Genomic DNA, 22108 nt, shown 5'->3' with positions numbered 1-22108 from the left:
CGCCATCAGTGCAGGCCGGCGAAGTCTGGCTTTCAACCATGGGCGCTTATGGAGGCAAGTGTCTCCGGCAGGAACAGGCAGGATGGATCGGTAGGGTAGCCCTCGGCTATGATCGAGGAAACATTCAAAGGAAATCTGCCCAGCAGGCTTTCTGCAACGGATTGAAGGGCTTGGATTGAAGGTGATCCGATCCGACTCTCTCCGCCAGTTGTTTCAAAGAGCCCCTGGGAACAGGGGCTTCTTGTTTCTACGGTCCTTGCTGGCCAGCCATCCGGCCACTAAGGTCAGGTGAACAAAAAAATCGATGCATTCCTCTGACAACAGGGAATTACTTCATTCAAGGACGGTAATCGTTTCGGGTGCACAAGCGCTGACGTCGGCGCCGGGCAATTTGCAGACAGCCGCGCTAGGCTTCGGATGCCCAGGGAGGGCGACCAACGGAGTTATGGCATGATGATTGGATTCAAGCTTTCTGTTGCTATTTCGGCCTGTGCGTTGACCATTGGAATCAGTAGCGCCACGGCGAAAGCCCCAGGCCCTTGTTCCGTCTGCGAGGTCCAATACATTGCATGCGAGGCGTCAGGTACAAATTTGAGTATCTGTACCCGGAACTATATGCAATGCCTGCGTCTGAACGGCTGCATTATCCCGTAGTAGGGCGCGGCGGGGACGTGTGGGGACCTTGCGATACCCTGCAACCTTGCCACCATCCAGACAAAAGCCTCGGTCCTGCCGGGGCTTTTTCGTTTCCGGAAACGCCATGGCGCATCATGCCTGGGGCGAAACCGAGACGGTGCCTGTGTGCCCTGACGCAGGCAGGCATATGTGGAGGAAGCGGCACTCAGCCCCGACGCCCACCTGTTGGCTTGTTGTGGCACAACGGGTAACTGGAGCACGACCGGAAAGCCCCATGCGGCCCATTGCGGTCCACAAACACGCCCACCTTGCACACTGGGCAGCGTTCTTCATTGATGGCCGCGCCTGAAATTGCGGTCACTTTCACTGCCCCGTCCTTCACCAGCTCGTCCAGGAACGGCGAGCGCTTCCCCTGCAGGGTGAACATGGCCACCGACCGTCGCGCCCGCGTCAGCGCGACATAGAACAACCGCCGTTCTTCGCTCAGTGGGTAGGTATCCCCATCCGGCATTGCCAGGGAAAGCACCGGGTCATCCGCGCGCAGGCTCGGGAAGCTGCGGTTGATCATGCCCGGCAGGATCACGTAGTCCGCTTCGCGCCCCTTCGATCGATGTGCGGTCAGGAATTCGACCTCCATCGTGCTGCCGAAGGCTGTCTTCCAATCCGAAGGCATCGCGCTGCGATCGGCGCGGTAGCGCCCCAGGATGAAGACCGTCACGCGTCCGTTGCGCCCTTGCGGCACCGCCCCGGACAACAACTGCTGATGCAGCTTGGCGAGGTACTGGCGAACGCCATCCTGCACCTCCTCACGCCGATTCATCTGGAACGCCTGCAGCACCGGGCCCATGGCCGTTGCAGCTGAGCGAACTGCTTTGGCGATCTGCGCGGGGTTGCGGCTGATGAAGCGGCTGGACACATCGCAGAGCGCCTGTGGGCAGCGGAACGTCTGTTCCAGTTTCAGCACCTGGCCATGGCCCATCCACTCGCGGAATCCGGTCATCACCGAAACGTCGGCCCCGGCGAAGCGGTTGATCGACTGCCAGTCATCGCCCACTGCAAACAGATAGCGGCCCGGTTGGCTGACCAATGCACGGCAGAGGCGTGCGCGGGCGCGCGAAGCGTCCTGGAATTCATCGGCCATCACCAGCTCGTATGGCGATTCGTAGCGGCCCTGTTCCAGCAGCCCGGCCGCCATGTTGAGCATGTCCTCGAAGTCGATGCCGCGCTCGTCAGCCAGTGCGTTGTCCCAGGCCTGGAAAACCGGCCCGGCGATTTCCAGGAAGCGACGGTGTCGCTCCTTGAACTGATCCTCGGGCATCTGCCGCAGGCGTGCGGCCATATCGTCCAGCGTCAGGCAGTTGCTCTTGGCGTGGGCAATGAAGGTGCGCATCAAGCCGATCAGGTCCGCATCGGGCATCGGTTTGGCGCCCTGATCGGGCAGCTCGCGGTCCGGATTCGGGTCGAGCTCGATGTCACACTCGCCAAGCTTCTCTGCGAGGTCCAGCAGGGCATGCCCGCTGCGCAGGCCAAACGAGGTTGTCTCGACAAGGGCCGTGCCGCGCGCTGCATGCTGCTGGCGTTTCCAGCGCATGCCTTCGGCATAGTCGGAAACGTGTTCCGGCGGCTGACCATCAGCATCCAGCGCAAAGTGCTCGTGATACAGCCCGGCGTCCGGGTAATAGAAGTCGGGGCGATACTGGCGATGGGTGTCTGTCGCGGTGTCGAACTCGTAGCGTCGCTCGTAGTCGTACGTCACGCCGTTGTAGAAGAGCCAGTCGGCGATGACGCACTCTTCCAGGCTCTTCACCCGTTCCCCCTGCAGGGTACGGATGTAGGGCGTGCCATCGCGGTCGTAGCCATCGGCCTCCATTTCCGCGCCGAATGGCGGCAGGTCGCGCCCGAATACCAGGCGGAACATATCCCACTGGGTGCGGAAGTGGGTCGAGCGATCCTTCAGATCGTCTACCAGTTCGGCCAGCTTGTTGAAGCCCAGAGTGGCGTCAGTGGTCCATTCGGGGATGTCGGGCTTGCGTCCGGTGGCCTTGGCGACGATGGCCAGGCCGAGGGCGTGGAAGGTCCGGGCTTCAACCACGGTGTCGCCCATGCCGAGCCGGTCGAAGCATCGCTGCGCGCGCTCTTCAAGCTCCCTGGCGGCGTCCTTGTTGAAGGCGAGCATCACGATCCGTTCGGGTTCGACAAAGCCGCGATCAATGGCATAAGCGGCCTTGGCGACCATGGTGGAGGTCTTGCCAGAGCCAGCGGAGGCGACGACCTGCACGCGGTTGTCGAAACAGATGACGGCGCGGGCCTGTTCGTCGGTCAGCGGCTTGCTCTCGACCCGGTCCAGGAAGTCCTTGGCCAGTACCCGTTCGCGCGCTGCCATGGTTGCGTTGGCGTCGGCCCACGCCTCGGGCCAGTCCAGCTGCCAGTCGCCCAGGGCGTCCAGTGCTGCACGGTGGCTGGGCGAATGCAGGTCCTCGTGCACATCCTCATCCAGGAACAATTGTTCCAGCTCGCGCGGCGGGAGCGGCAGGGCGGGGCGACCGGCCAGCAGTGCCTGCTGTTGTTCGTGCGTGATCCAGCGGCGGCCGGTGCTGCCCCGGTCGATGAGGGCATCTGCTTCGGCCAGCCACGACTGGATCTGCTCCAGAATCGTGTCGAACAGTGCCTTGCGCCCGCGCGTGGTACCCGCAAAGCGCACCTGCTGCAGCGCTGCCGCAAGCCGGGAAGCCTGGCTGTTGGACAGTCCATCCATGGTCAGCACGCCGTCGCCCTGGGTCTGCAGGACGACCTTGGCCCAGAAGAGTCCAGGGATGACCTGCACGCGCTCGTCGTCAGCCACGTGTTGCCGGTACTGGCGACCTTCAATCAAAAGCTCAACATGTTCGCCGTCAAGTCGCAGCCACCAGTTCGGCGAGCGGGTCACACGTAGGCCCCAGCCCGAGGGGCGCCATTCCATAGACATCCAGATACTGCCTTGCGTACGTCAACTGGGCTTGCAGAGCCCTTACCCCTCCATGATAAGGGGCCTTGACCACGCGCGTGGCCTTTCGCTTCATGGTCGGCCGTGCGACCGGTTTCATTGACGTGGGCGAAGGCCGTTGCCAGCATGAAGCCTGTGGATGTGGACGCCGATCATGGAAATCGACTGGAACAGTGTGGGTACCTTGAAGCACACCGTCGGCGGCTACGATATCCGCACGGATGCACTGAAGATTCTGGTGACCGCTGCAATGCAGGGGCACGAAGGTGATGCCTCGCAGATGCGCATCGAAATGGAGGACGGCGTCGTGTTTCTGCCAGACGAGATCAGGCGCCTGGCACTGGCGCGGAGTCGCATCCGCTAGCCTCGCCGATCGGCACTGGACCTGGTTGCCCTGCGGCAGCTCCAGGTGCCAGCACCTGCCGGCACGGAATCACTCGTAGACGCGGTCCTGCCTTGTTGGAGGCACCTCAACCAGGTCTCCCCGCCGGATCAGCTCATCCAGATCCACTGCCGATGCCGCCAATGCCTCCTGCGCATCGAAATCCCATTTGTTCCTGTACTCACGCGCCAGGAGATCGCAGACCGCCTTGGCGCGTTGGTAGGCATCGCTCTTCGCGTCATCCTGCATCAGCTCATCGCGATGGATCTGGCAGAGCATCAGCTGATGTGCGTCTTCGCCGCGCTCGCGCTCCCAGGCAATGTCGGGCAGGCCGGAAAGAGCGGTCGCAAGTGCGAGTGCAGTCATTGACATGGCGGTGTCCACAGTCGGCGGAAACCTGAGCGTATGCGAGCAGCAGTGGCAAACGGCCACTGCCGCACGCATGGTTTCACGGCGTGTTCACCATTCGTTGCCGGATGGAATCCGCTGGGGAGGCTTCCTCAGGCATTCACATCCACCACTATCCGCCCACGCACCTTGCCGGGAATGATCTGCTCGTAAACCTCAAGCACGTCGGCAAGCCCAATCAGCTGCACCGTGCTTTCAAGCTTCTGCGGATCCAGGTCGGTGGCAAGCCGGTCCCACGCGCGCTGGCGGACGTCCTGCGGCGCATTCACCGAATCCACGCCTGCGAGGGTCACGTTGCGCAGGATGAAAGGCAGCACCGAGCCGTGCAGCGCGTCGCTCTGCGCCAGGCCGCACGCGGCCACGGCACCGCGGTACTTGGTCTCGGCGATGGCGTTGACGAGGGTAGGGCCGCCGGCCACATCCACCACGCCGGCCCAGCGTTCGGCGCTCACCGGCCGGTCGCGTGGTTCCGAAAGCTGCGCGCGGTCGATGATTTCGCTCGCACCCAGGTTGTGCAGATACTCAGCATGCTCCGGGCGCCCGGTGGCGGCCACCACGCGATAGCCCAGCTTTGAAAGGATCGCCACCGCAATCGAGCCGACACCGCCGTTGGCGCCGGTCACCAGCACATCGCCCTTGTCGGGCGTCACGCCGGCATGTTCCAGGGCCAGCACGCACAGCATGCCGGTATAGCCCGCGGTGCCGATGGCCATGGCGTCACGGGTGGTCAGGTTGCCGGGAATCCGGTTGAGCCATTCACTACGCACGCGCGCACGCTGTGCCAGGCCGCCGTGGTGACTCATGCTCAGGCCCCAGCCATTGAGCACAACGCGGTCGCCTGGCTTGAAGTCGGCCCTGCTGGATTCCAGCACTACGCCTGCCAGATCGATGCCGGGAATGAGCGGGAACGTCCGGATGACCGGGCTCTTGCCGGTGAGGGCAAGCGCATCCTTGTAGTTGAGCGTGGAGTACTCGACCTGCACCAGGACGTCACCGTCCATCAGGTCGGCCTCATCGAAATCGACCAGTTCGGTCGAAACCTGGTTGTTCGTCTTGCGGGCGAGCAGTGCTTTGAACGTCATGGAGGGGCTCACATTCAAGGAATGGGGCCATGCTAGGCTCGCACCGCTATTGCAACAAGAACGATGATTTTCCGTAGGTACTATGGTTTTCCGGAGTATGCATGCGTAGCAAGCGTTGGGATGGCAAGAGCGGTTGCGCGGTGGAGGTCACGCTGTCGGTCATGGGTGGCGTGTGGAAGCCTGTCATCCTCTTTCACCTGATGACCGGCAAGCGTCGCTTCATGGAGCTGACGCGGCGGGTGCCCAATGCCACCCAGTCCATGCTGACCAGCCAGCTGCGGGAGCTGGAAGCTGATGGGGTGGTGATCCGCCATGTCTATGCAGAGGTGCCACCGAAGGTCGAGTACGAGCTGTCCGAATTCGGGCGCACGCTGGTGCCGGTGCTGCTGGCCATGCGCGAGTGGGGCGAAACCTATCGTGGCCATAGAAGTACGGACAGCGACGGCTGAGGCCTGAAGCGTAGCGCCGAGTGTGGTCGACATGGCCCGCGCACCCCGCAGCGTTTCGGAGGCCGTAGCAATCGCGGTAGTGGTATTGCTGCAGGCAGCGCATGTGGAGCGCTGCCTCGCTCCGTGAAGGGCGGCGATGCGGTTCCTGTTCCGTTGACACCCGGTTCCCTATAGTGGCACTGGAACCCTGCAATGGAATGCCCATGCACGTGATGTCTCCCAGCCGGTGTCTGACGCTTGCACTTGCCGTTGCAGTGAGTGCCGGCGCATGTGCGCGGCCACCGTCCAACGAACACGAAAGGAATCCCGCCATGTCCGGCGCAACCCAGACCGGCCGCACGATCAACGGCCACACCTATACCGATGCCCCCGTGGACGTGAAGCTGGGGCCGAACACCTTCCGCATTCCGGCCAACTACCTGGACAGCCAGATCGCACCGTGGCCGGGCGAGGGCGTGACGCTGGTCATCGAGTGGCCGGACATGAAGCCGACTGCTCCGGGTGCCCGGGCGAATCCGCGTACGAATGATTTCCGCAAGGAGATTGCTGTGGCGATCGATTACATCGATCGTGCGCCAATCGAAACATCATTGGAGCGATTGTCCTCCAACCAGGCATCCACCGAGGAAGGATCGGTGGAGCGAGGGGATCCTCGGGATCGGCTCGATCTGCGGATTGCGCGGTCCGACGTCATGGGCCTGACGCCTTACGCCATCGATGAAACGAGGATGGAGGTTTTCTCGAAGGCGTACGAAGCGCGCTATGGAAAACCGCCCATCCGAAATCCTGCCTATGAAGATGACTGGTACATCGCGCGCGCTCCCAACGGCAGCCTGACCACATTCATCAAATGCGAAAGCACGGCATTCCGGGGGGATGGCGTTCGCCTGCAGGGCGATCAGGTCATCAGTGAGCAAGGACAAGCTGCGGCAGGGTGTTTCCACTACTTCTCGGATGTGGAGAACAAGCTTTCCATCTCGTTGAACTACAAGCGGGCCTTCCTGGCTGACTGGAAGCGGATGGAAGATGCGGTGCGGGACGTCGTCGCGCGCACCCGAGTCCGATAATGAGTGCATTCAGGAGCAGGCAATGGGCGGGTTGACGCAAGAGAATCTCAAGATTCTGTCCAGCTATGCCAAGGCCGGAAACCGCGAGTTGTACTGGAACTATCTGTCGCAACTGCCCGATGCGGATGGCTATGGGACGCTGGCGCTGGGTGTTGTTCGCAACGACAGCCTGCCAGGCCGCGTTGCAAACAGCTACGCACAGGACTATGCACGGCACCAGGAGGGCAAGGGATCCGGCTTTCCCGACGCGCAGCTGAGCGAGCGCCAATGGGATGTGTTTGGGCAGACGCTTCTGCGCCAGGACCTGGAGCGGCGCTTGTACTGGATGGAGCAGGGGCGCCCCGAAATGGCACTGAATCTTCCCGGCAAGGATGTGATGCTGGCCCACGACCGGGCATTTGAACGGCATGAGCTCGATCCCAACTGCTGGACGCCGCGCGTGCTGCTGCAGGCGGCGGAGCAGAAGAGCGGCCCCGAGAAGTTGGAACAGATCTGGACCAACATGCTCAACAACGACTACGCCGGAGGCCCCCGCGTAGGCAACACCAGCGTCGATGCCATCAGCCAGATGGGATGGACGAAGGGCGGCCAGTACCTGACCCGGTTGAGTGTGCTGGAAGCCACCCAGGCCCTGGAAGGGCGCTCGGCGGTCGATCCGAACGTCATCGGTGGCAACAGCTACTACGCGATGTACTTCGAGGCGGACAGGAAATGGGCCAGCGTCAATGCGGGCGGCGGTCACATGTCGCTGCGCGAGATCACCGATCCCGCCCGTATCGCTGAACTCAACGACGCGCGCGAGGTTCGTCTGGAACGCCAGGAAAAACGTACCCTGTTCCACCCGGACGACCCGTATCGGACCATTACCCGCAGCCCGCTGACCGCAGCGGCGGACGACGTGCCGGATCCCTCACAGGCGCCGACCCGCCTGGCGGACATCGGCCCAGGCCATCGGGAGTACGCACTGATGCAGCAGGTGCGCGAAGGCGTTGCCGCGATCGATGCCAGCGCCGGGCGCACCCACGATGAGAACAGCGAGCGTCTTGTGGCGAGCGTGATGGCCTTGGCCCGCCGCAACCAGCTTGAACGCGCCGATCACGTGCTGCTGAGCGCCCAGACGGCCGACACTCCCGCAGGGCGGAACGTGTTCGTGGTGCAGGGCGAGATGAACGATCCCGCCCACCTGCGCGTTTCAATGCCCACAGATGTAGCAGTGCATACGCCGGTTGCGCAGTCGTTGCAGCAGATGGAAGCCGCCAGTCTGGAGCGGCAGCAGGCGGTCATGCAGCGCCAGCAGGATATCGAAGTGCAGGCTCGCGAGAGTCACGCGGTGCGGATGGGGTGAAATCGCACCGCTGCAGAGCGATGCCCCATGAAAGGGGCATCGCCGCGTTTACGGGGCCGACTTCGGCTGGCGTGGATCGGCAATGATCCGCGAGGGTGACCCATACAGCACCAGCACCCGCATGCCGGTGCTGAATACCGGATCGGGGCCTTGTACAACTGTCATCAGATTGCCGTTCTCCGTCTGCACCACGTATTCCAGGCCCTTGGCCTGCGAAAGTGCGCGTTCGGAGGCTGCGCCGGCAATCGCGCCTACCACCAGGCCGCCAATGGCACCGATGGCCGCCGCCTGGTCGCTGCCACCGATGGTGGAGCCGGCCACGCCGCCAGCCGCAGCGCCGGCAACGGCACCACCGCCCTGTGAGCCGTCAATACTGACCGCACGGACGCTGATGACCGTGCCGCTGACGGTGCGATTGACCTGTCCCACCGAACCGATGGAGTAGCTGTCCGTGCGCACATTTGGTGCGCATGCGGTCAGCATCACAGCAGCGGATGCGGCCAGCAGCAGGCGCTTCACGGCGCTTCCTGCTTGTTCGGGAACATCGGCTTGGAGATATCCACTGTCTCCAGGGCCTGCAGGAACTGGGCGATGTTGTTCTGGGCCGAGCGGCTGATCGACTCACGGGCACGGATCACGCCTGCGAAGGCGTAGTTGAACGGAACTTCGCCGGACGCGCTGACATCTTGGGTGTAGACGATGCTGCCCGTTGCACGATCGATCAGCTCGTAGCGGGCGATCGTCTTGGTGGTCATCGATGCACCGAAGCTCGGAATGTCGATCGCCAGGATCTTCACCGACAGGCTCAACTTCACCGTCGCGTCGTCGCGGAACACCGCCATCTTGTTCAGCGCTTCGGTCAACGCGTTCTGCCACATCTGCGGCACTTCGTGCTGGGCCTGCGCGGGGATCTTGCCCTTGGCTTCATCCGGACGTGCCAGCGTGACCGTCAATGACTTCAACTCGCCATCAATCTTCTTGCTGCTGACCCCGACATTCGGGACCGAAAAATTGAGCGGTGGATTGGTGGTGCAACCTACCAGCGACACGGCGATGATCGCTGCGAACAGAAACTTCTTCATCCATTTTCCCCTGTGACTACGTTGAAACATCCATGGCGAATCGTGTGTTCGTCGGCAACGACGATGCTGCACCGCAGCGGCCGCATGAAGGCGTGGCTGACTGCGCGCAAGGATACCTGAATTGGGGCGATCTGCCTGGTACTGTCACCTGGCAGGATTGGTGCTGCGAAGGACGGAAAAGGGTGCCAGGGGCTCAGCACCGGGTCCGCGCGCCGTCGCGCAAATGCGCCGGACGCATTGTGCTACCGATATGGCGGATGGGTATTCTGCGTGCATGCTCGGCTCGGCCGGCCAGCTGGAATGCAGACTGATACCGTGAGGAGCGAGGAGCACCTTTCGAGAAGCACCAATGCCAGCCCCCGCAATGGGGGCCGGCACACGTCACGGCAGTGCGTGACTTACGGGATGGTGCAGCCGCTGTTCCGCAGGCAGCGGGCAAAAGCCGGGTAGCACACCTTCTCGCCATTGCCCGCTGCGAGGCAGGCCTCGTAGGCGGTGTAGCACGGGGTACAGCGGGACTGCGCGGAGGCACTGCCGATTCCCAGGGTCAGTGCAGCAGCCGCAATAGCAACAGACAGCTTGAATCCAATCTTCATGCTTCACTCCGTTGATAGCCCTCCTTGGGCACCTCGGAGGCTAACGTGGGAAGAGGGTGTATTCAACCCGCACCGAGCCCGGATGGGTATCCATCTTCAGCTCCCCGCCCTGGATTTACTTTGTTGGTGCGTCTGCAGTCTGAGCGGCAACCATGGCCTGTTGCATTTCCTTCAGCGACAGATAGCCATCACCATCGGTGTCCAGGCCGGCGAAGTACTTCGCGATCTCCGGCACCACGTTGGCTTCCTCCTTGCTGATCCTGCCGTCTTTGTTCCTGTCCATCGCGGAAAACGCGGCGTCGATGGAATCGGCCTGCTTGCTGAAACGTTCCTGCTGAAATGTCGCGTACTCTGTCTTGTCGACGCGTCCGTCGTTGTTGGCATCCATGGCGGTGAATGTGGCGTCGATGTAGGCCTGCTTCGGGTCGGCCGGTGAGGCCTGGGCCAGCAACGGGGCAGTGCACAGGGCGATCAACAGAGTGATCCTGGTCATGGGTGATTCTCCTTGAAAATTGCAGATCAGCGGCAGGGATAGGTGTAGCCGTCGGAGCCGCGATAGGTGTCGTTGCGGCGGTCGTAGTTGCCGTAGCGGTTCATGCAGTAGTTGGCGCGCTCGCGGGTCTCGCGCTCGCGTTTGGCGGCAGCGGCAATCACGCCGGCCACCACCGCTGCACCTACCACGCCCACCACGACACCGGCGGTCTTGGCATCGTGCCGGCGCTCGCGTTCGCGCTCATGATTCCGCTCACGTTCGCGCCGTTCCCATGCATCGCGCTCCCGATCGCGGTAGTCCTGGTTCCACTGCGGGTTGTAGCGGTCGCCACGCTGCGCATGGGCGTCGCCGGCGTACGGCATCAACACCAGCTGCGCAGCGACCGCCAGAATCAGCGCGGTTCTTCCTGTCTTCAGAAACATCGTCCAGCTCCTGTGCGGACATCGTTGGTAGCCGTAGTACACCCCGCAGACATTGCGCGAACCTGCCGTCAGAGCGAGCAATTGCAGCGGCTATCGAACCAGAGCCTCCACAGGATCCAGCTGTGCGGCACGGCGTGCCGGCAGGAAGCCGAAACCAACGCCGATCAGGCTGGAACACACGAATGCAGCCAGAATCGAATTGACGGAGAACACCAGGCTGAAGCCCGCATCGGCCAGCTCCATCACCGCGCCCAGCGCCAGCGCCACGCCGATGCCGAGCACGCCACCGAGCAGGCAGACCAGCACCGATTCGATCAGGAACTGCTGCAGGATGTCGCTGCGCCGCGCGCCCACCGCCATGCGCACGCCGATCTCGCGGGTTCGTTCGGTCACCGACACCAGCATGATGTTCATGACCCCGATTCCGCCCACCACCAGTGCGATGGCAGCGATGGAGCTGATCATCATGGTCAGGATGCCGGTGGTCTGTTCAATGGATCTACGGATCTGCGCGTTGTTGCTCATGTAGAAATCGGTGCTGCCGTGGCGGCGAGTCAGCAGTCGCCCGATGGCCTGCTCAGCCGCTTCCATGCTGATCGCATCCGAGACGCGCACGGTGATGCTGGAGACGTGGCTCTGCCCCAGTACGCGCGCCATTGCGGTGGTGTAGGGCAGCCATACTCGCAGCAGCGATGCATCACCGGCCGTACCGGCGTCCTTCTTCACCACACCCGCCACGCGCACCGGGACATTGCCCAGCAGCAGGGTCTGCCCGATCGGATTGTCGGTCGCGGCGAAGAAGCGTGCGCGGGTATTGGCGTCGATCACCACCACCTGCTGGTAGCCGGCCACGCCGGGTGGACCGAAGAAGGCGCCCTCGCCGAGCTTCAGGCCATGCACGCGGAAGTACTGCTCGCTGACGCCCTGCACCTGCACACTGGCAGAGCGGTTGCCGCGCAGGGCGGTGCCGCTGGTGGCAACACCCGGGGTGGCGCTGTCCACGAATGGCTGCCGGGCCAAGGCCACGCTGTCGCCGGGGGTGAGTGTTTCCACCCGCGCCGAGTGCAGGTCGCCAAAACCGGAACCGGGATAGATCTCGATCGTGTTGGTACCCAACGAGGAGATGTTGGACAGGATGGCCTGCCGTGCACCGGTGCCCAGTGCTACCACCGCCACGACCGAAGCAATGCCGATGATGATTCCGAGCATGGTCAGGAAGGTGCGCATGCGGTGGGCGTTCATCGCGCGCAGTGCCATGCGGAAGGCTTCAGCGAAACGGTCCCGCCAGACCTGCCAGCCGCTGCTACCCGCGGATTGGGGCACGGCTGGCGTCGCCACGCCCGCCGCCAGAGCAGTACCGGTTGCACGATCATCCACGATCCGCCCATCGCGGATTTCGATGATGCGCTGCGCATGCTCGGCCACGGCCATGTCATGCGTGACCAGCACCACGGTATGGCCCTCGGCGTGCAGCTCGCCGAGGATCTTCATCACCTCTTTGCCGGAATGCGTATCCAGCGCACCTGTGGGTTCGTCGGCGAAGATCACCGCGCCACCATTCATCAGCGCACGCGCAATCGAAACGCGTTGCTGCTGGCCGCCCGAGAGCTCGCCAGGGAGATGCTGCATGCGCTCGCCCAGACCCAGCCGCGACAGCAGGGTGGCTGCCCGTGCATGGCGTGCTTCGGCAGGCATGCCGGCGTAGATCGCAGGCACCTCCACATTGCTCAGTGCAGTCAGATCGGTCAGCAGGTGGTAGCGCTGGAAGATGAAGCCGAAGTGCTCGCGGCGTAGTTCGGCCAGTTCATCAGGCGACATCTGCGCGGTCTCGCGCCCGGCGATCTGATAGACGCCAGCGGAAGGGCGATCCAGGCAACCCAGGATGTTCATCAGCGTGGACTTGCCCGAACCGGATTGGCCTACGATGGCCACCAGTTCACCTGCGTGAATATCCAGGTCGATGCCGTCGAGTACCACCAGTGTCTGCTCGCCCGCGGCAAATTCACGGCGTACGCCGCGAACGCGCAGCAGTGGCTCGGTCATGGTCGTACTCATTTGGGCTGAGCGGGTGCGCTGGTGGCTTCGACGTTGGCCTGCGCCAGCACGACCTGTTCGCCTTCGTTCAGCCCGTCGCGTACTTCCACCTGGATCTGGTCATCCAGCCCGGTGGTGATGCGCCGCGTGCTGGCGCGGCCGTCGGCACCACGGACCTGCACGCTGTAGCTGCCATCGACGGCGCGCGCACCCAATGCGGCCGAGGGAATGGTCAGTACGTCGTTGGCGCGGCCCAGCACGATGCGAACCTGCGCGGTCATGTAGCTGCGCAGGCGGCCATCGGCGTTGTCCACGTCGAACTGGCCGTTGTAGTACATGGCCGTGCGGCTGCCACCCGACACCGCCGGTGCGGCGAGGCTGGAACTGTCTTCGTTGGTGATCGATTCCGGTGCTGGTGCTATATCCCGAAGCCTGCTGCTGTAGCGGCGACCGGCATCACCAAGAATGGTGAAGAACGCCTCCTGCCCAACAGCGGTGTGTACGACGTCAGCCTCGGAGATCTCGGCGTATACCGTCATCACGTCCTGATTGCCCAGCATCACGATGGTCGGTGCGCTCTGCACCGCATTCACGGTCTGCCCCTGGCGCGCGACCACGGCCAGTACGGTGCCGTCGGTGGGGGCGGTGATGCGGGTGTACTCCAGATTGGTCTGCGCGACATCGACGTCGGTCTGTCGACGCGCAACTTCACCGTCCAACGCGGCGATCTGTTCACGGGTGGCGTCGACCTTGGCCTGGGCTGCATCGAAGTCGGCGCGGGCCACCAGTTGCACGGCAGCCAGTTGCTGCTGCCGATGCAGTGTCAACTCGAACTGGCGCAGGTCGGTGGCCAGTGCATCGCGGTTGGCGCGCGCGGTGCGCTGTGCGGCCTGCGCGCTCAGCAATGCATTGCGCTGCGTGCGCGAATCGATATCGGCGATGGGATCGCCGGCTTTCACTTTGTCGCCCAGTTTCACATGCAGGGTGTCGATGCGGCCGGAGACCTGCGCGCCCACGCTTACCAGTCGCGAGGGCTTCAGCGTGCCAGTGGCTTCCACCACCTGTTCGATGCTGCCGCGAACGACCGGCGCAACCTGCAGTTGCGGAGGTGGTGCGGGCCGCAACCATGCGAACAGAATCAGTGCGCTGAACAGCAGGGCGGCAGCAATCATGAGCGCCCGGCGGCGCTTGCGTGGTGCGGCGCTCATCGGCGCAGCATCCAGTAGAGACAGGTCATCGCGGGTCCTCGCGGCAGTAGAGACACACGTCTGGCGTGGCAGACGGGGTTGGCCGTCGAGTCTCGATGCGCTGGGTTGCGTGAACCTTGCGGGGCTGTCGCTGTGTCAGCGTGCGGCAAGAAGGGCGAGCAATGCTACGGCGATGAACTGCAGGGCACTACCGAGAACCAGCAGTGCGTTGCGCAGCCGGTGACCTGACAATCGCGCAGCGAAGAGTTGACTCACCACGCCGGCCAACAACCAGAAGAATGTTGGAACAGGCAGCTTCGTCATTCCTGCACCGATGGCGATCAGCAGCGCGCTGGCAATCATTATCCCAGCGGCATGATCATCCAGAGCGCGCAGCAGTGGTGGCATCGGGCGCGAGGTTGCCGCGCGCCATGCCGCCAACCCATGCAGCGCGGCATGCACGGCAACGAACAGGAGCACGGCAGCGGCCGCCGCTGCGCTCGCGTGCCGATACGTTGAAGCGACCAGTGCAATGCCGGGCAGCAGCAGGAACAAGGCGCCGAACAGCCGCATCAATACACCTGCGCGCTCGGCTTCGGGAACTTCCCGCAGCCAGAGCGGCCAATGTTCCAGGCCGAGCGCGCGGCCACTACGCGGGCGGCGATTCCACGCGGCAGCGGTAAGGCCCGGCGAATTCCGCGGTGGCACAGTGCGCGTGGAAGAGGATGGTGGAGGAGCTCCCTGGGTCACATGCAGGCTTCCTGTCAGATCGGAACGCGGTGGCACGGCAGGTGCCACACCTCGATGCTGTGCAGCGAACATTGCCGCAACCTTGCCTGTCCTCGCTACCGGCATCGCATGGACAGGTGCCAGTTACGCAGGTGCACGCGGTGTGTTCAGTGCTCCAGCGGTGGCGCGCTGGTCACGCCCGGGTGCAGTGGAAACTCAACACGGATCAATGCACCACCGCCAGGCGCATCCAGAATCGTGACGTGGCCGCCGTGGCGGTCGATCACCTGGCGCACCAGGTTCAACCCCAGTCCTGCGCCTGTCTGCCGTGGCCGCAGCCGCTGGAAGGGTTCGAAAACCCGTTCGCGCTGGTCGACCGGTATGCCGGGGCCGTCGTCCTCGACCTCCAGGCAGCTGCCCTGAACGCGCACGATGATCTGGCGTCCGCCATGTTCGGCAGCATTCAGCACCAGATTGGAGATTACCCGCTCCACTGCGCCGGTCTCGCCGAACACCGGGAAGTGCGATTCCACCGCCACGGCTACGGTCTTGTCCGACTGGATCAACAGCGGCGCCAGATCGGCGGCCACCCGTTTGGCCACCCGCGCCAGGTTGATGGTTTCCTTCGGCCCGTCTTCGTCCATGCGGTGCAGATCCAGCAACTGCTCTGCCAGCGTCGCCAACCGTGCCACTTCCACGGCCAGGTTGCGCGAGGTGGCGTCGTCGGCCGCATCGACCTTCACCCTCAGAATCGCAATGGGGGTACGCAGCTCATGCGCGGCGGCGGCGATGAAGCGGCGTTGCCGCTCGTGCCCCTCGTCCAGCCGCTCCAGTGCTTCATTCACCGCCGTCACCAACGGAGCGATCTCCACCGGCACCGCGGTTTCTGTCAGGCGGACACCGCGCCGACTGGCGGAGATGTTGCGGGCTTCCTGGGCGATGCGCTCCACCCCGGCCAGGGCTCGTCTCACGATGATCGGTGTCAGGACGATGGTGGCCAGGCCCAGCAGCAGGAAGATCGGCAGGGTGATGATGTGTGCCGCCAACGCCATCTGCCAGGTCAGCGTATCGGTTTCGCCATGGGCCATGATGGTCAGCTTGCCGGCCGGCCCGCTGTGCTGGCGGACCACGACGGCCAGGCCATCGCTGCGGTCGCGCCCGCGCAGGTCGCCAAAGGGGATGCCATCCAGTGCGCCTACCAGCGAGGCATAGGCCGGCGGCACAGGCCCGAACGTAACGTGGTGGCCGTGCTCATCCTCGGCGATGAACCATGCACCGGGAACGACCTTCAGCAGTTCGGCCAGTTCCGGCGTGTTCTGCACGTAGAGGTCGCCATTGCGGTCGCGGTGCACCGCGTCGGCCGCCACCGGCGCGAAGGTCTGGATGGTGTAGTAGCCACCGCTGTCGGCACGTATCAGCACCATCAGCAGCGCGAAGAACGCCACCAGCAACGCCAGCAGCTGATAGATCAGCGTTTTGACGATCAACGGGCGCTTCAGCGAGGGACGACGCGCCATTACTTGGCTTCCCGCATCAGATAGCCGACGCCACGGATGGCGTGTATCTCTACTCCTGCATCGGCATCGGCCAGCTTGCGGCGAAGGCGCGAGACGTGCGAGTCGAGCGTGTTGGAATGGATGCCGTCATCGAATCCATACACCGCCATTTCAATCGACTCGCGGAGCACGGTGCGCCCCAGCCGCCGGGCCAACGCGGTCAGCACACGGATCTCGCGGCGCGGCAGCTCAAGCCGTTGCCCGCCCACACTGGCTTCACCCGATGCCGGGTCGAACACCAACCGGCCGATGCTGACCAGTTCCACCTGCATGCCGCTCGGCCGGCGCCCTGCAGCGCGGATGCGGGCGAACAGTTCCTCAAGTGCGAAGGGCTTGGTCAGATAGTCGTCCGCGCCCTCATCCAGGCCGGCGATGCGGTCCGGCAGCTGCCCCAGCGCGCTCAGCACGATGATCGGCACCCCTGGGATGCGCTCACGCAGCAGGGAAATCAATCCCAGCCCGTCACCGTCGGGCAGGGTGCGGTCCAGCAGCACCAGATCGTGCGATCCGCACAGGGCCGCTTCGCGGGCCAGTGCCAGCGTGTTGGCCAGGTCCACCACGTAGCGCTCGCGCTGCAGGGCGGATTTCAGGGTGGCGGCCAGTTCGGCTTCGTCTTCGATCAGCAGGATGTGCATCGGCAGGGCTTGGGCAGGAAGGGGTGTGGCAGGGCGGTTCGGCACGCGCCGGCACCGTATTACAGGAACATTGCGTGAACATGGCGTGCCTTCCCGATCTTCCGCACGGCTGTGGTGGCGCAGGAAACACGCTGTCGGCGCAAGGTTCGCGCAATCCAGGCACTCCAGCCTTGGCGCCCACTCGCTGCCCCCCAATCCCTGGAGTACCCATGAAGTTGTTCGTTCCGTTGTTGCTTGTGGCCGCGTTGGGTGGCTGTACCACCGCGCAGATGACCGTTACACCCGATGGCCGGCGCGGCGTCTCCATCGACTGCAGCGGCTCCAGTTCCTGGAGTGGCTGCTACGAAAAGGCCGGACAGATGTGCCCAGACGGCTATGTAGTCTTCAGCAAGGATGGCGACGACGGCAACGCCATCGCGGTGGGCAACAAGAACGGCTTCACTTCCACCCAGATGGCCACCCGCTCGATGCTGGTGGCCTGCTCGCACTGACACCCACAGGGGAGGTGGGTTGCCACCTCCCCGTCATCACCGCCCCCAGCCCTGCGTCAGAAGCTGTAAGCGGCCTGCACGTACACCCGCCGCGGCTCACCCGGGAAATGCCCGTTGCGCGCGATGAAACCGCTGGCTGCATATACCTTGTCGAACAGGTTCTTGACGTTGGCCTGGAACTGCCACTGCTTCCATGTGGTCTTCCAGCTCATGTCGAACACGGTGTAAGCCTTGACCGTCTGCCCGTCCAGACTGACGCGCTCGCCAACGTGATCCATGCCAAAGCCGATGGCGGAGTTGATCGCCGGAAGGTCATAACGCGTCCACATTCCCAGCTTGTTGCGTGGCGCATTGGCGAATCGGTCGCCGGAAGCGTTGGTGATGCCATTCGGGCCTGCATCCTTCACCCGCGCATCGTTGTAGGCGTAGGTCAGATTCAGCACCCAGCGCTCGGTGAGGTCGGCCAGCAGATCCAGCTCCATGCCGGTACTGCGCACCAGGCCCAGCGCGGCCAACTGGTTCACGCCACCGATCACTTCGCCGGTGGCCTGCACGATATTGCTGCGGTCGATCCGGTAGGCGGCCATGTTCAAGGTTACACGGTTGGCCAGCAGGGACTTCATGCCCACTTCCCACTGCTTGCTGCGCTCGGCATCGAACGGTCCGCCGGCAGCCGGATTCTGGTTGCCGGCACTCTGCGGTACAAAGCCGCTGGCCATGTTGGCGTAGACATTCAGGCCCTCGCGCACGGTGAACGTGCTGCCCAGCCGCCAGCTGAGGTCGTTGCCGTCCACACTGCTACCGGCAATGCGGTCGTCGTCCTTGAAGCCATCCCAGCGCAGCCCGGCCAGCACATGCCAGCGTGTGCCCAGTGCCAGCTCGTCCTGCAGATAGCCGCCATAGCGCATGCTGCGGGTGGACGTGCTGCGCCAGGGCAGGGCCGCCAGGTTGTAGTCGTGCCAGGTACTGGCGCCATACACGGGATTGAACAGGTCGATACCGCGCACCGGCCCCGCACCACGGGCAAGGTCGGCGCTGCTGGCGGTCTGTGCAGTGAAATCCGCATCCAGCTGGTACACATCGGCACCGAACAACACCTTGTGCTCAACCGCGCCCGTCGTCACCCGCCAGACTGCATTGCCGTTGGCAGTGAATGCTTCGTTGTCGCGGATCTGGTTGCGCAGCTGGCGGGTCATCCACTCGGCCACGCCATCGCGGTCACGATCGATCAGGCCCATCGGCTCGTGGTACATTTGGTGCTCGTTGTTGCTGAACCAGCGAGCGGCGAAGTCCACATCCAGATTGTCACGTGGTGCGAAGCGGTACTGCGCCAGCGCCACTTTGGCGCGCATGTCGAGGAAGTCGCTGGCCTCGTTGTGGTTCCAGCGGCGGTCGGTCAGGAAGGTGCCCGCATCATTCACCGGCACGCCGCGCAGGCGGTTGCCGCCGAGGTTCTGGGTGATGTCGGTGAACTGCAGCACCAGCTCGCCGGTCTGGCCGATGTCGAAGGCCAGCGAGGCGTCGCCGATCACGCTTTCGCTGTCGGTGTTCCAGCGCACGCCCTTTTCACTGTCGGCATACAGCCCGGCGCGATAGCGCACGTTGCCGGAGGCATTCAACGGCCCGGTACCCTCGATCGATCCGGCACGGAAGTTCTTGTCGCCCAGCTGGATCTCGATGTTGCGTCCGGCACTGGCTTTCGGTTTGCGGGTTACATAGTTGATGACGCCGCCTGCATCACCACCGCCATACAGCGCACCTGCCGGTCCCTTCAGCACTTCCACGCGCTCGATGTTGAACAACTGCGGGACCGAGAAACCTGCATACGGGTCGCCGCGCAGGCCGTCATACAGCACGTTCTCCTGGCGGAAGCCGCGCAGGGTCACCCCGGCATAGCTGAAGTAGCTGATGCCGCTGATGCTGCGATAGAGGTCGGTCACCTGACGCGCGGCCTGATCGTCGATCAGTTCACGCGGGATGACCTGGATCGATTGTGGGACCAGCTCCAGCGGTGTATCCGTGCGGGTGCCGACCGCAGCATCGTCCACCCGGTACAGGGTCTGTGCACGTCCGCGAACTTGGACCTTGTCCAGGTCCTTTGGCGCGGCAGTGGAGGGCTCGACAGCATGGGCAAGGGTTGCCAGGGGCAGGATCAGTGCCAGGCACAAGGCGCGTTGCAGGGGCATTGGAAAAGGCATCGGGAGAGGGGGGTGTCTGCAAATGAGAAAGATTAGCATTTGCAACACTTCGTGACCTATCCCCCGAATGCGTTATGGACGCGCGCCGGGGTCCGTATACGGGGTGCCCGCCAAGGCCACCAGTACCCCGGTGGCGCCGCGCACGATCAGCTGCAGCATGGCCTCACGCGGGTCCTCGCCCTGCAGTTGGCTTGCCAATCCCTTCTCATAGGCCGCCACCATCGACGCCAGCAGCATGGCCGCGCCCAATCGCGCTTCGGCGTCATGTTCTGACCGGCCGGCAGCGTCGGCCATCAATCGCGCCAGGTCGTCAGTCAACTGCGCCTGCAGCCGTCGCGCGTGCGCGACCAGTACCGGGCTCTCCGCCACGGTGCCCCAGAAGGCGGCAGCGCCGGCATTGATGCGCAGCAGCGGATGGCCAGCCTCCAGCAACTCGCGCACCAGTGACTGGAAGGCCGCCAACGGGGTCATGCCGCTGCGCGCCATCATGCCCTCGCGCAGCAGCATGCGCGCCTCCTCATCGCGATCGAACACCAGGTCTTCCTTGCTGGCGAAGTAGTTGAAGACCGTCTTGCGTGAGACGCCCGCGGCTTCGGCGATTTCGGACATGGAGACGGCCTCGAAGCCACGCCGGATGATCAGCTCGGTGGCGACGTCCGAAATCGCTTGTCGGGTCTCGGCCTTGCGTTGTTCGCGACGACCTGGAGGCGGGGTCATGGGCGGTTCACTTGTGGAAACGTACACCGAGTGTAACATTTGACCCACCAGAGCGCCGACCCGGTGCTCACAAGGATTTCCCATGCTGTACGACGTCGTCATTGCCGGTGCCGGCCCGGTCGGCCTGTTCCTGTCCAGTGAACTGGCCCAGGCCGGGTGTTCAGTGCTGGTGCTGGAACAGGCCAGGTTCGCCGGTTCGCCGTTGAAGCGCTTGCCATTCGGGCTCCGCGGCTTGAACGCCCCTACGCTGGAGGCATTGGATCGGCGCGGCCTGTTGGACGCGGTCGCCGCGACACAGGTGCTCAAGCCCGAGAAGGGGGCGCCGCCGCCCGGCACCGCCCATTGGCTCGCGCAGCCGCGGGTGCTGGGCGGCCACTTCGCCGGAATACCGTTTGCCTTGGACGACGTCGACCGCACGCGCTGGACCTGGCGCCTGCCGTCGCCGGTGGGCAGCCAGATGGCGGTGGAGCTGCAGGCCCTGGAAACGGTCTTGGCCGAACGTGCGACCACGCTGGGCGTGCGCATCGAACGCGGGCGTGCGGTACAGGCGGTGCGCGCCGGTGCCACCGAAGTGGAGATCGAGACCGCTGACGGGGCGGTACGTGGTCGCTGGCTGGTAGGTTGCGATGGAGGCCGCAGCACAGTGCGCAAGCAATGCGGTTTCAGTTTCATCGGCACGGATCCCGAATTCACCGGTCATTCGCTGCAGGTCGATCTGGAAGATCCCGGCGTGCTGACCCCGGGCCGTCAGTACACCGCACAGGGCATGTGCAATTTCAATCCACCCGGTGTGCTCGCGCTTGCCGATTTCGATGGCGGTGCCGGGCATCGAAAACCTCTCGCGCTGGATGAAGCGCAATCGCTGCTGCGACGTGTGTCTGCCCGCGACGTGACCATCACCGCGCTGCATCTGCACAGCACCTGGACCGATGGTGCGCGCCAGGCCAGCGCCTATCGCAACGGCCGCGTGCTGCTGGCAGGCGACGCTGCGCACGTGCATTCCCCGTTGGGAGGGCAGGGCCTGAATCTGGGCATCGGCGATGCGATGAACCTGGGCTGGAAACTCGCCAGCGTGATACGCGGTGACGCTGACGTGGCGCTGCTGGACAGCTATCACGCGGAACGGCATCCAATTGGCGCCAACGTACTGGATTGGTCGCGCGCGCAGGTTGCGCTGATGCGTCCTGGAGCCGGTTCGCGCGCGTTGGCGGCGGTCATGGCCGATCTGGCCGGCACCCGCGATGGCGCCACCTATCTGGCCGAACGGGTCTGGGGCGTGTCGCAACAGCTCGATCTGGGCGATGGCCATCCATTGGCCGGTCGCAGCGTGCCGGACTTCCTGCTGGCCGATGGCCGCCGCATGGGAGAGGTGCTGAGGACGGGGCAGGGGGTGTTGCTTGTGTTCGATGAGAACGGCGCTTCGTACAACCCCGTCGACCGTTGGCGACAGCCGTTCACCCGCATTGCCTCGGCGGTGGACGATGCGCTCGGCCTGGGGGCGGTACTGGTGAGGCCCGATGGAATTGTCGCGTGGGCCTGCGATGCGGGAGGTGATCAGGCAGGGTTGCGCCAAGCGTTGCAGCGCGGGTTCGGACTGCCGGAGGCAGACTGACGTA

The 22108-nt window shown here is 64.0% G+C and carries 21 protein-coding genes; 6 read left to right on the top strand and 15 right to left on the bottom strand.

What is annotated here, in order from left to right:
• Nucleotides 1-841: 841 nt before the first annotated feature.
• Complete coding sequence (locus tag ACZK3W_RS14100; RefSeq protein WP_197615131.1) at nt 842-3595, bottom strand: UvrD-helicase domain-containing protein; 2754 nt, start codon at nt 3593-3595, stop codon at nt 842-844.
• A 163-nt stretch (nt 3596-3758) separates the two neighbouring features.
• Between ACZK3W_RS14100 and ACZK3W_RS14095 the strand changes: the two genes are divergently transcribed.
• Nucleotides 3759-3983, top strand: a complete 225-nt coding sequence (locus tag ACZK3W_RS14095) for a hypothetical protein (RefSeq protein WP_049463017.1) — start codon at nt 3759-3761, stop codon at nt 3981-3983.
• Between the two features lie 69 nt (nt 3984-4052).
• On the opposite strand, the gene ACZK3W_RS14090 is transcribed toward ACZK3W_RS14095, so the two are convergent.
• Both ACZK3W_RS14090 and acuI read right to left on the bottom strand, forming a co-directional pair.
• Entirely contained in the window at nt 4053-4373 is a 321-nt protein-coding gene (locus tag ACZK3W_RS14090; protein ID WP_049463018.1) for a hypothetical protein, read from the bottom strand.
• 128 nt (nt 4374-4501) lie between these two features.
• On the bottom strand, nt 4502-5491 hold the full coding sequence (gene acuI / locus ACZK3W_RS14085; protein ID WP_049463019.1) for an acrylyl-CoA reductase (NADPH): 990 nt from the start codon (nt 5489-5491) through the stop codon (nt 4502-4504).
• A gap of 101 nt (nt 5492-5592) precedes the next feature.
• Here acuI and ACZK3W_RS14080 point away from each other — a divergent pair, with 101 nt between their 5' ends.
• The 3 genes from ACZK3W_RS14080 (at nt 5593) to ACZK3W_RS14070 (ending at nt 8352) form a co-directional block, all read left to right on the top strand.
• Complete coding sequence (locus tag ACZK3W_RS14080) at nt 5593-5940, top strand: winged helix-turn-helix transcriptional regulator (RefSeq protein WP_121503603.1); 348 nt, start codon at nt 5593-5595, stop codon at nt 5938-5940.
• A gap of 203 nt (nt 5941-6143) precedes the next feature.
• Nucleotides 6144-7007 (top strand): Smlt3025 familytype IV secretion system inhibitor, encoded by an 864-nt coding sequence (locus tag ACZK3W_RS14075; RefSeq protein ID WP_197615108.1) that lies wholly within the window; start codon nt 6144-6146, stop codon nt 7005-7007.
• 22 nt (nt 7008-7029) lie between these two features.
• Nucleotides 7030-8352 (top strand): Smlt3024 family type IV secretion system effector, encoded by a 1323-nt coding sequence (locus tag ACZK3W_RS14070; RefSeq protein ID WP_478450053.1) that lies wholly within the window; start codon nt 7030-7032, stop codon nt 8350-8352.
• A 48-nt stretch (nt 8353-8400) separates the two neighbouring features.
• Here ACZK3W_RS14070 and ACZK3W_RS14065 read toward each other — a convergent pair whose 3' ends face one another.
• The 10 genes from ACZK3W_RS14065 to ACZK3W_RS14020 all read right to left on the bottom strand — a co-directional run bounded on the left by ACZK3W_RS14065 (nt 8401) and on the right by ACZK3W_RS14020 (nt 17086).
• Nucleotides 8401-8871, bottom strand: coding sequence for an outer membrane lipoprotein (locus ACZK3W_RS14065; protein ID WP_256200885.1), 471 nt, complete (start codon nt 8869-8871; stop codon nt 8401-8403).
• The gene (locus tag ACZK3W_RS14060; protein ID WP_197615110.1) at nt 8868-9434 is read right to left on the bottom strand and encodes a UDP-N-acetylglucosamine acyltransferase; all 567 of its coding nucleotides are present in this window, start codon (nt 9432-9434) and stop codon (nt 8868-8870) included. Before ACZK3W_RS14060 ends, ACZK3W_RS14065 begins: the two co-directional genes overlap by 4 nt.
• Before the next feature lie 398 nt (nt 9435-9832).
• Nucleotides 9833-10030 carry a hypothetical protein gene (locus ACZK3W_RS14055; RefSeq protein ID WP_032128612.1) on the bottom strand — a complete coding sequence of 66 codons (198 nt, stop codon included), beginning with the start codon at nt 10028-10030 and terminating at the stop codon, nt 9833-9835.
• 115 nt (nt 10031-10145) lie between these two features.
• Nucleotides 10146-10523 (bottom strand): EF-hand domain-containing protein, encoded by a 378-nt coding sequence (locus ACZK3W_RS14050; RefSeq protein ID WP_049463021.1) that lies wholly within the window; start codon nt 10521-10523, stop codon nt 10146-10148.
• A 26-nt stretch (nt 10524-10549) separates the two neighbouring features.
• Nucleotides 10550-10945: a hypothetical protein gene (locus ACZK3W_RS14045; RefSeq protein WP_180845094.1), complete on the bottom strand. Its 396-nt coding sequence runs from the start codon at nt 10943-10945 to the stop codon at nt 10550-10552.
• A gap of 90 nt (nt 10946-11035) precedes the next feature.
• On the bottom strand, nt 11036-13000 hold the full coding sequence (locus ACZK3W_RS14040) for a MacB family efflux pump subunit (RefSeq protein WP_478450051.1): 1965 nt from the start codon (nt 12998-13000) through the stop codon (nt 11036-11038).
• On the bottom strand, nt 12997-14187 hold the full coding sequence (locus tag ACZK3W_RS14035; RefSeq protein ID WP_478450050.1) for an efflux RND transporter periplasmic adaptor subunit: 1191 nt from the start codon (nt 14185-14187) through the stop codon (nt 12997-12999). Before ACZK3W_RS14035 ends, ACZK3W_RS14040 begins: the two co-directional genes overlap by 4 nt.
• A gap of 135 nt (nt 14188-14322) precedes the next feature.
• Nucleotides 14323-14739: a hypothetical protein gene (locus ACZK3W_RS14030; RefSeq protein WP_180845091.1), complete on the bottom strand. Its 417-nt coding sequence runs from the start codon at nt 14737-14739 to the stop codon at nt 14323-14325.
• Between the two features lie 323 nt (nt 14740-15062).
• Complete coding sequence (locus tag ACZK3W_RS14025) at nt 15063-16412, bottom strand: sensor histidine kinase (protein WP_032128607.1); 1350 nt, start codon at nt 16410-16412, stop codon at nt 15063-15065.
• Nucleotides 16412-17086, bottom strand: coding sequence for a response regulator transcription factor (locus ACZK3W_RS14020; RefSeq protein WP_478450049.1), 675 nt, complete (start codon nt 17084-17086; stop codon nt 16412-16414). Before ACZK3W_RS14020 ends, ACZK3W_RS14025 begins: the two co-directional genes overlap by 1 nt.
• A 209-nt stretch (nt 17087-17295) precedes the next feature.
• Between ACZK3W_RS14020 and ACZK3W_RS14015 the strand changes: the two genes are divergently transcribed.
• The gene (locus tag ACZK3W_RS14015) at nt 17296-17577 is read left to right on the top strand and encodes a hypothetical protein (RefSeq protein WP_478450048.1); all 282 of its coding nucleotides are present in this window, start codon (nt 17296-17298) and stop codon (nt 17575-17577) included.
• A 56-nt stretch (nt 17578-17633) separates the two neighbouring features.
• Here the strand turns inward: ACZK3W_RS14015 and ACZK3W_RS14010 are convergent, their stop codons facing one another.
• On the bottom strand, nt 17634-19775 hold the full coding sequence (locus ACZK3W_RS14010) for a TonB-dependent siderophore receptor (RefSeq protein WP_478450046.1): 2142 nt from the start codon (nt 19773-19775) through the stop codon (nt 17634-17636).
• A 72-nt stretch (nt 19776-19847) separates the two neighbouring features.
• Nucleotides 19848-20492 (bottom strand): TetR/AcrR family transcriptional regulator, encoded by a 645-nt coding sequence (locus ACZK3W_RS14005; RefSeq protein WP_478450045.1) that lies wholly within the window; start codon nt 20490-20492, stop codon nt 19848-19850.
• 82 nt (nt 20493-20574) lie between these two features.
• Here ACZK3W_RS14005 and ACZK3W_RS14000 point away from each other — a divergent pair, with 82 nt between their 5' ends.
• Complete coding sequence (locus tag ACZK3W_RS14000) at nt 20575-22104, top strand: FAD-dependent monooxygenase (RefSeq protein ID WP_478450043.1); 1530 nt, start codon at nt 20575-20577, stop codon at nt 22102-22104.
• Nucleotides 22105-22108: the final 4 nt, after the last annotated feature.

It is taken from the genome of Stenotrophomonas sp. 80084_Sma (assembly GCF_056481995.1).
The sequence above is the reverse complement of the archived record's forward strand: the minus strand, read 5'-3'. Positions and strand labels throughout refer to the sequence as shown.

Coding starts and splice junctions, on each gene's coding strand:
- ACZK3W_RS14015 (WP_478450048.1), top strand. CDS start 17,296: ATGAAGTTGTTCGTTCCGTTGTTGCTTGTGGCCGCGTTGGGTGGCTGT.
- ACZK3W_RS14010 (WP_478450046.1), bottom strand. CDS start 19,775: ATGCCTTTTCCAATGCCCCTGCAACGCGCCTTGTGCCTGGCACTGATC.
- acuI (WP_049463019.1), bottom strand. CDS start 5,491: ATGACGTTCAAAGCACTGCTCGCCCGCAAGACGAACAACCAGGTTTCG.
- ACZK3W_RS14100 (WP_197615131.1), bottom strand. CDS start 3,595: ATGGAATGGCGCCCCTCGGGCTGGGGCCTACGTGTGACCCGCTCGCCG.
- ACZK3W_RS14080 (WP_121503603.1), top strand. CDS start 5,593: ATGCGTAGCAAGCGTTGGGATGGCAAGAGCGGTTGCGCGGTGGAGGTC.
- ACZK3W_RS14000 (WP_478450043.1), top strand. CDS start 20,575: ATGCTGTACGACGTCGTCATTGCCGGTGCCGGCCCGGTCGGCCTGTTC.
- ACZK3W_RS14060 (WP_197615110.1), bottom strand. CDS start 9,434: ATGAAGAAGTTTCTGTTCGCAGCGATCATCGCCGTGTCGCTGGTAGGT.
- ACZK3W_RS14035 (WP_478450050.1), bottom strand. CDS start 14,187: ATGAGCGCCGCACCACGCAAGCGCCGCCGGGCGCTCATGATTGCTGCC.
- ACZK3W_RS14070 (WP_478450053.1), top strand. CDS start 7,030: ATGGGCGGGTTGACGCAAGAGAATCTCAAGATTCTGTCCAGCTATGCC.
- ACZK3W_RS14040 (WP_478450051.1), bottom strand. CDS start 13,000: ATGAGTACGACCATGACCGAGCCACTGCTGCGCGTTCGCGGCGTACGC.
- ACZK3W_RS14030 (WP_180845091.1), bottom strand. CDS start 14,739: ATGCGGCTGTTCGGCGCCTTGTTCCTGCTGCTGCCCGGCATTGCACTG.
- ACZK3W_RS14075 (WP_197615108.1), top strand. CDS start 6,144: ATGCACGTGATGTCTCCCAGCCGGTGTCTGACGCTTGCACTTGCCGTT.
- ACZK3W_RS14025 (WP_032128607.1), bottom strand. CDS start 16,412: ATGGCGCGTCGTCCCTCGCTGAAGCGCCCGTTGATCGTCAAAACGCTG.
- ACZK3W_RS14055 (WP_032128612.1), bottom strand. CDS start 10,030: ATGAAGATTGGATTCAAGCTGTCTGTTGCTATTGCGGCTGCTGCACTG.
- ACZK3W_RS14050 (WP_049463021.1), bottom strand. CDS start 10,523: ATGACCAGGATCACTCTGTTGATCGCCCTGTGCACTGCCCCGTTGCTG.
- ACZK3W_RS14095 (WP_049463017.1), top strand. CDS start 3,759: ATGTGGACGCCGATCATGGAAATCGACTGGAACAGTGTGGGTACCTTG.
- ACZK3W_RS14020 (WP_478450049.1), bottom strand. CDS start 17,086: ATGCACATCCTGCTGATCGAAGACGAAGCCGAACTGGCCGCCACCCTG.
- ACZK3W_RS14090 (WP_049463018.1), bottom strand. CDS start 4,373: ATGTCAATGACTGCACTCGCACTTGCGACCGCTCTTTCCGGCCTGCCC.
- ACZK3W_RS14045 (WP_180845094.1), bottom strand. CDS start 10,945: ATGTTTCTGAAGACAGGAAGAACCGCGCTGATTCTGGCGGTCGCTGCG.
- ACZK3W_RS14005 (WP_478450045.1), bottom strand. CDS start 20,492: ATGACCCCGCCTCCAGGTCGTCGCGAACAACGCAAGGCCGAGACCCGA.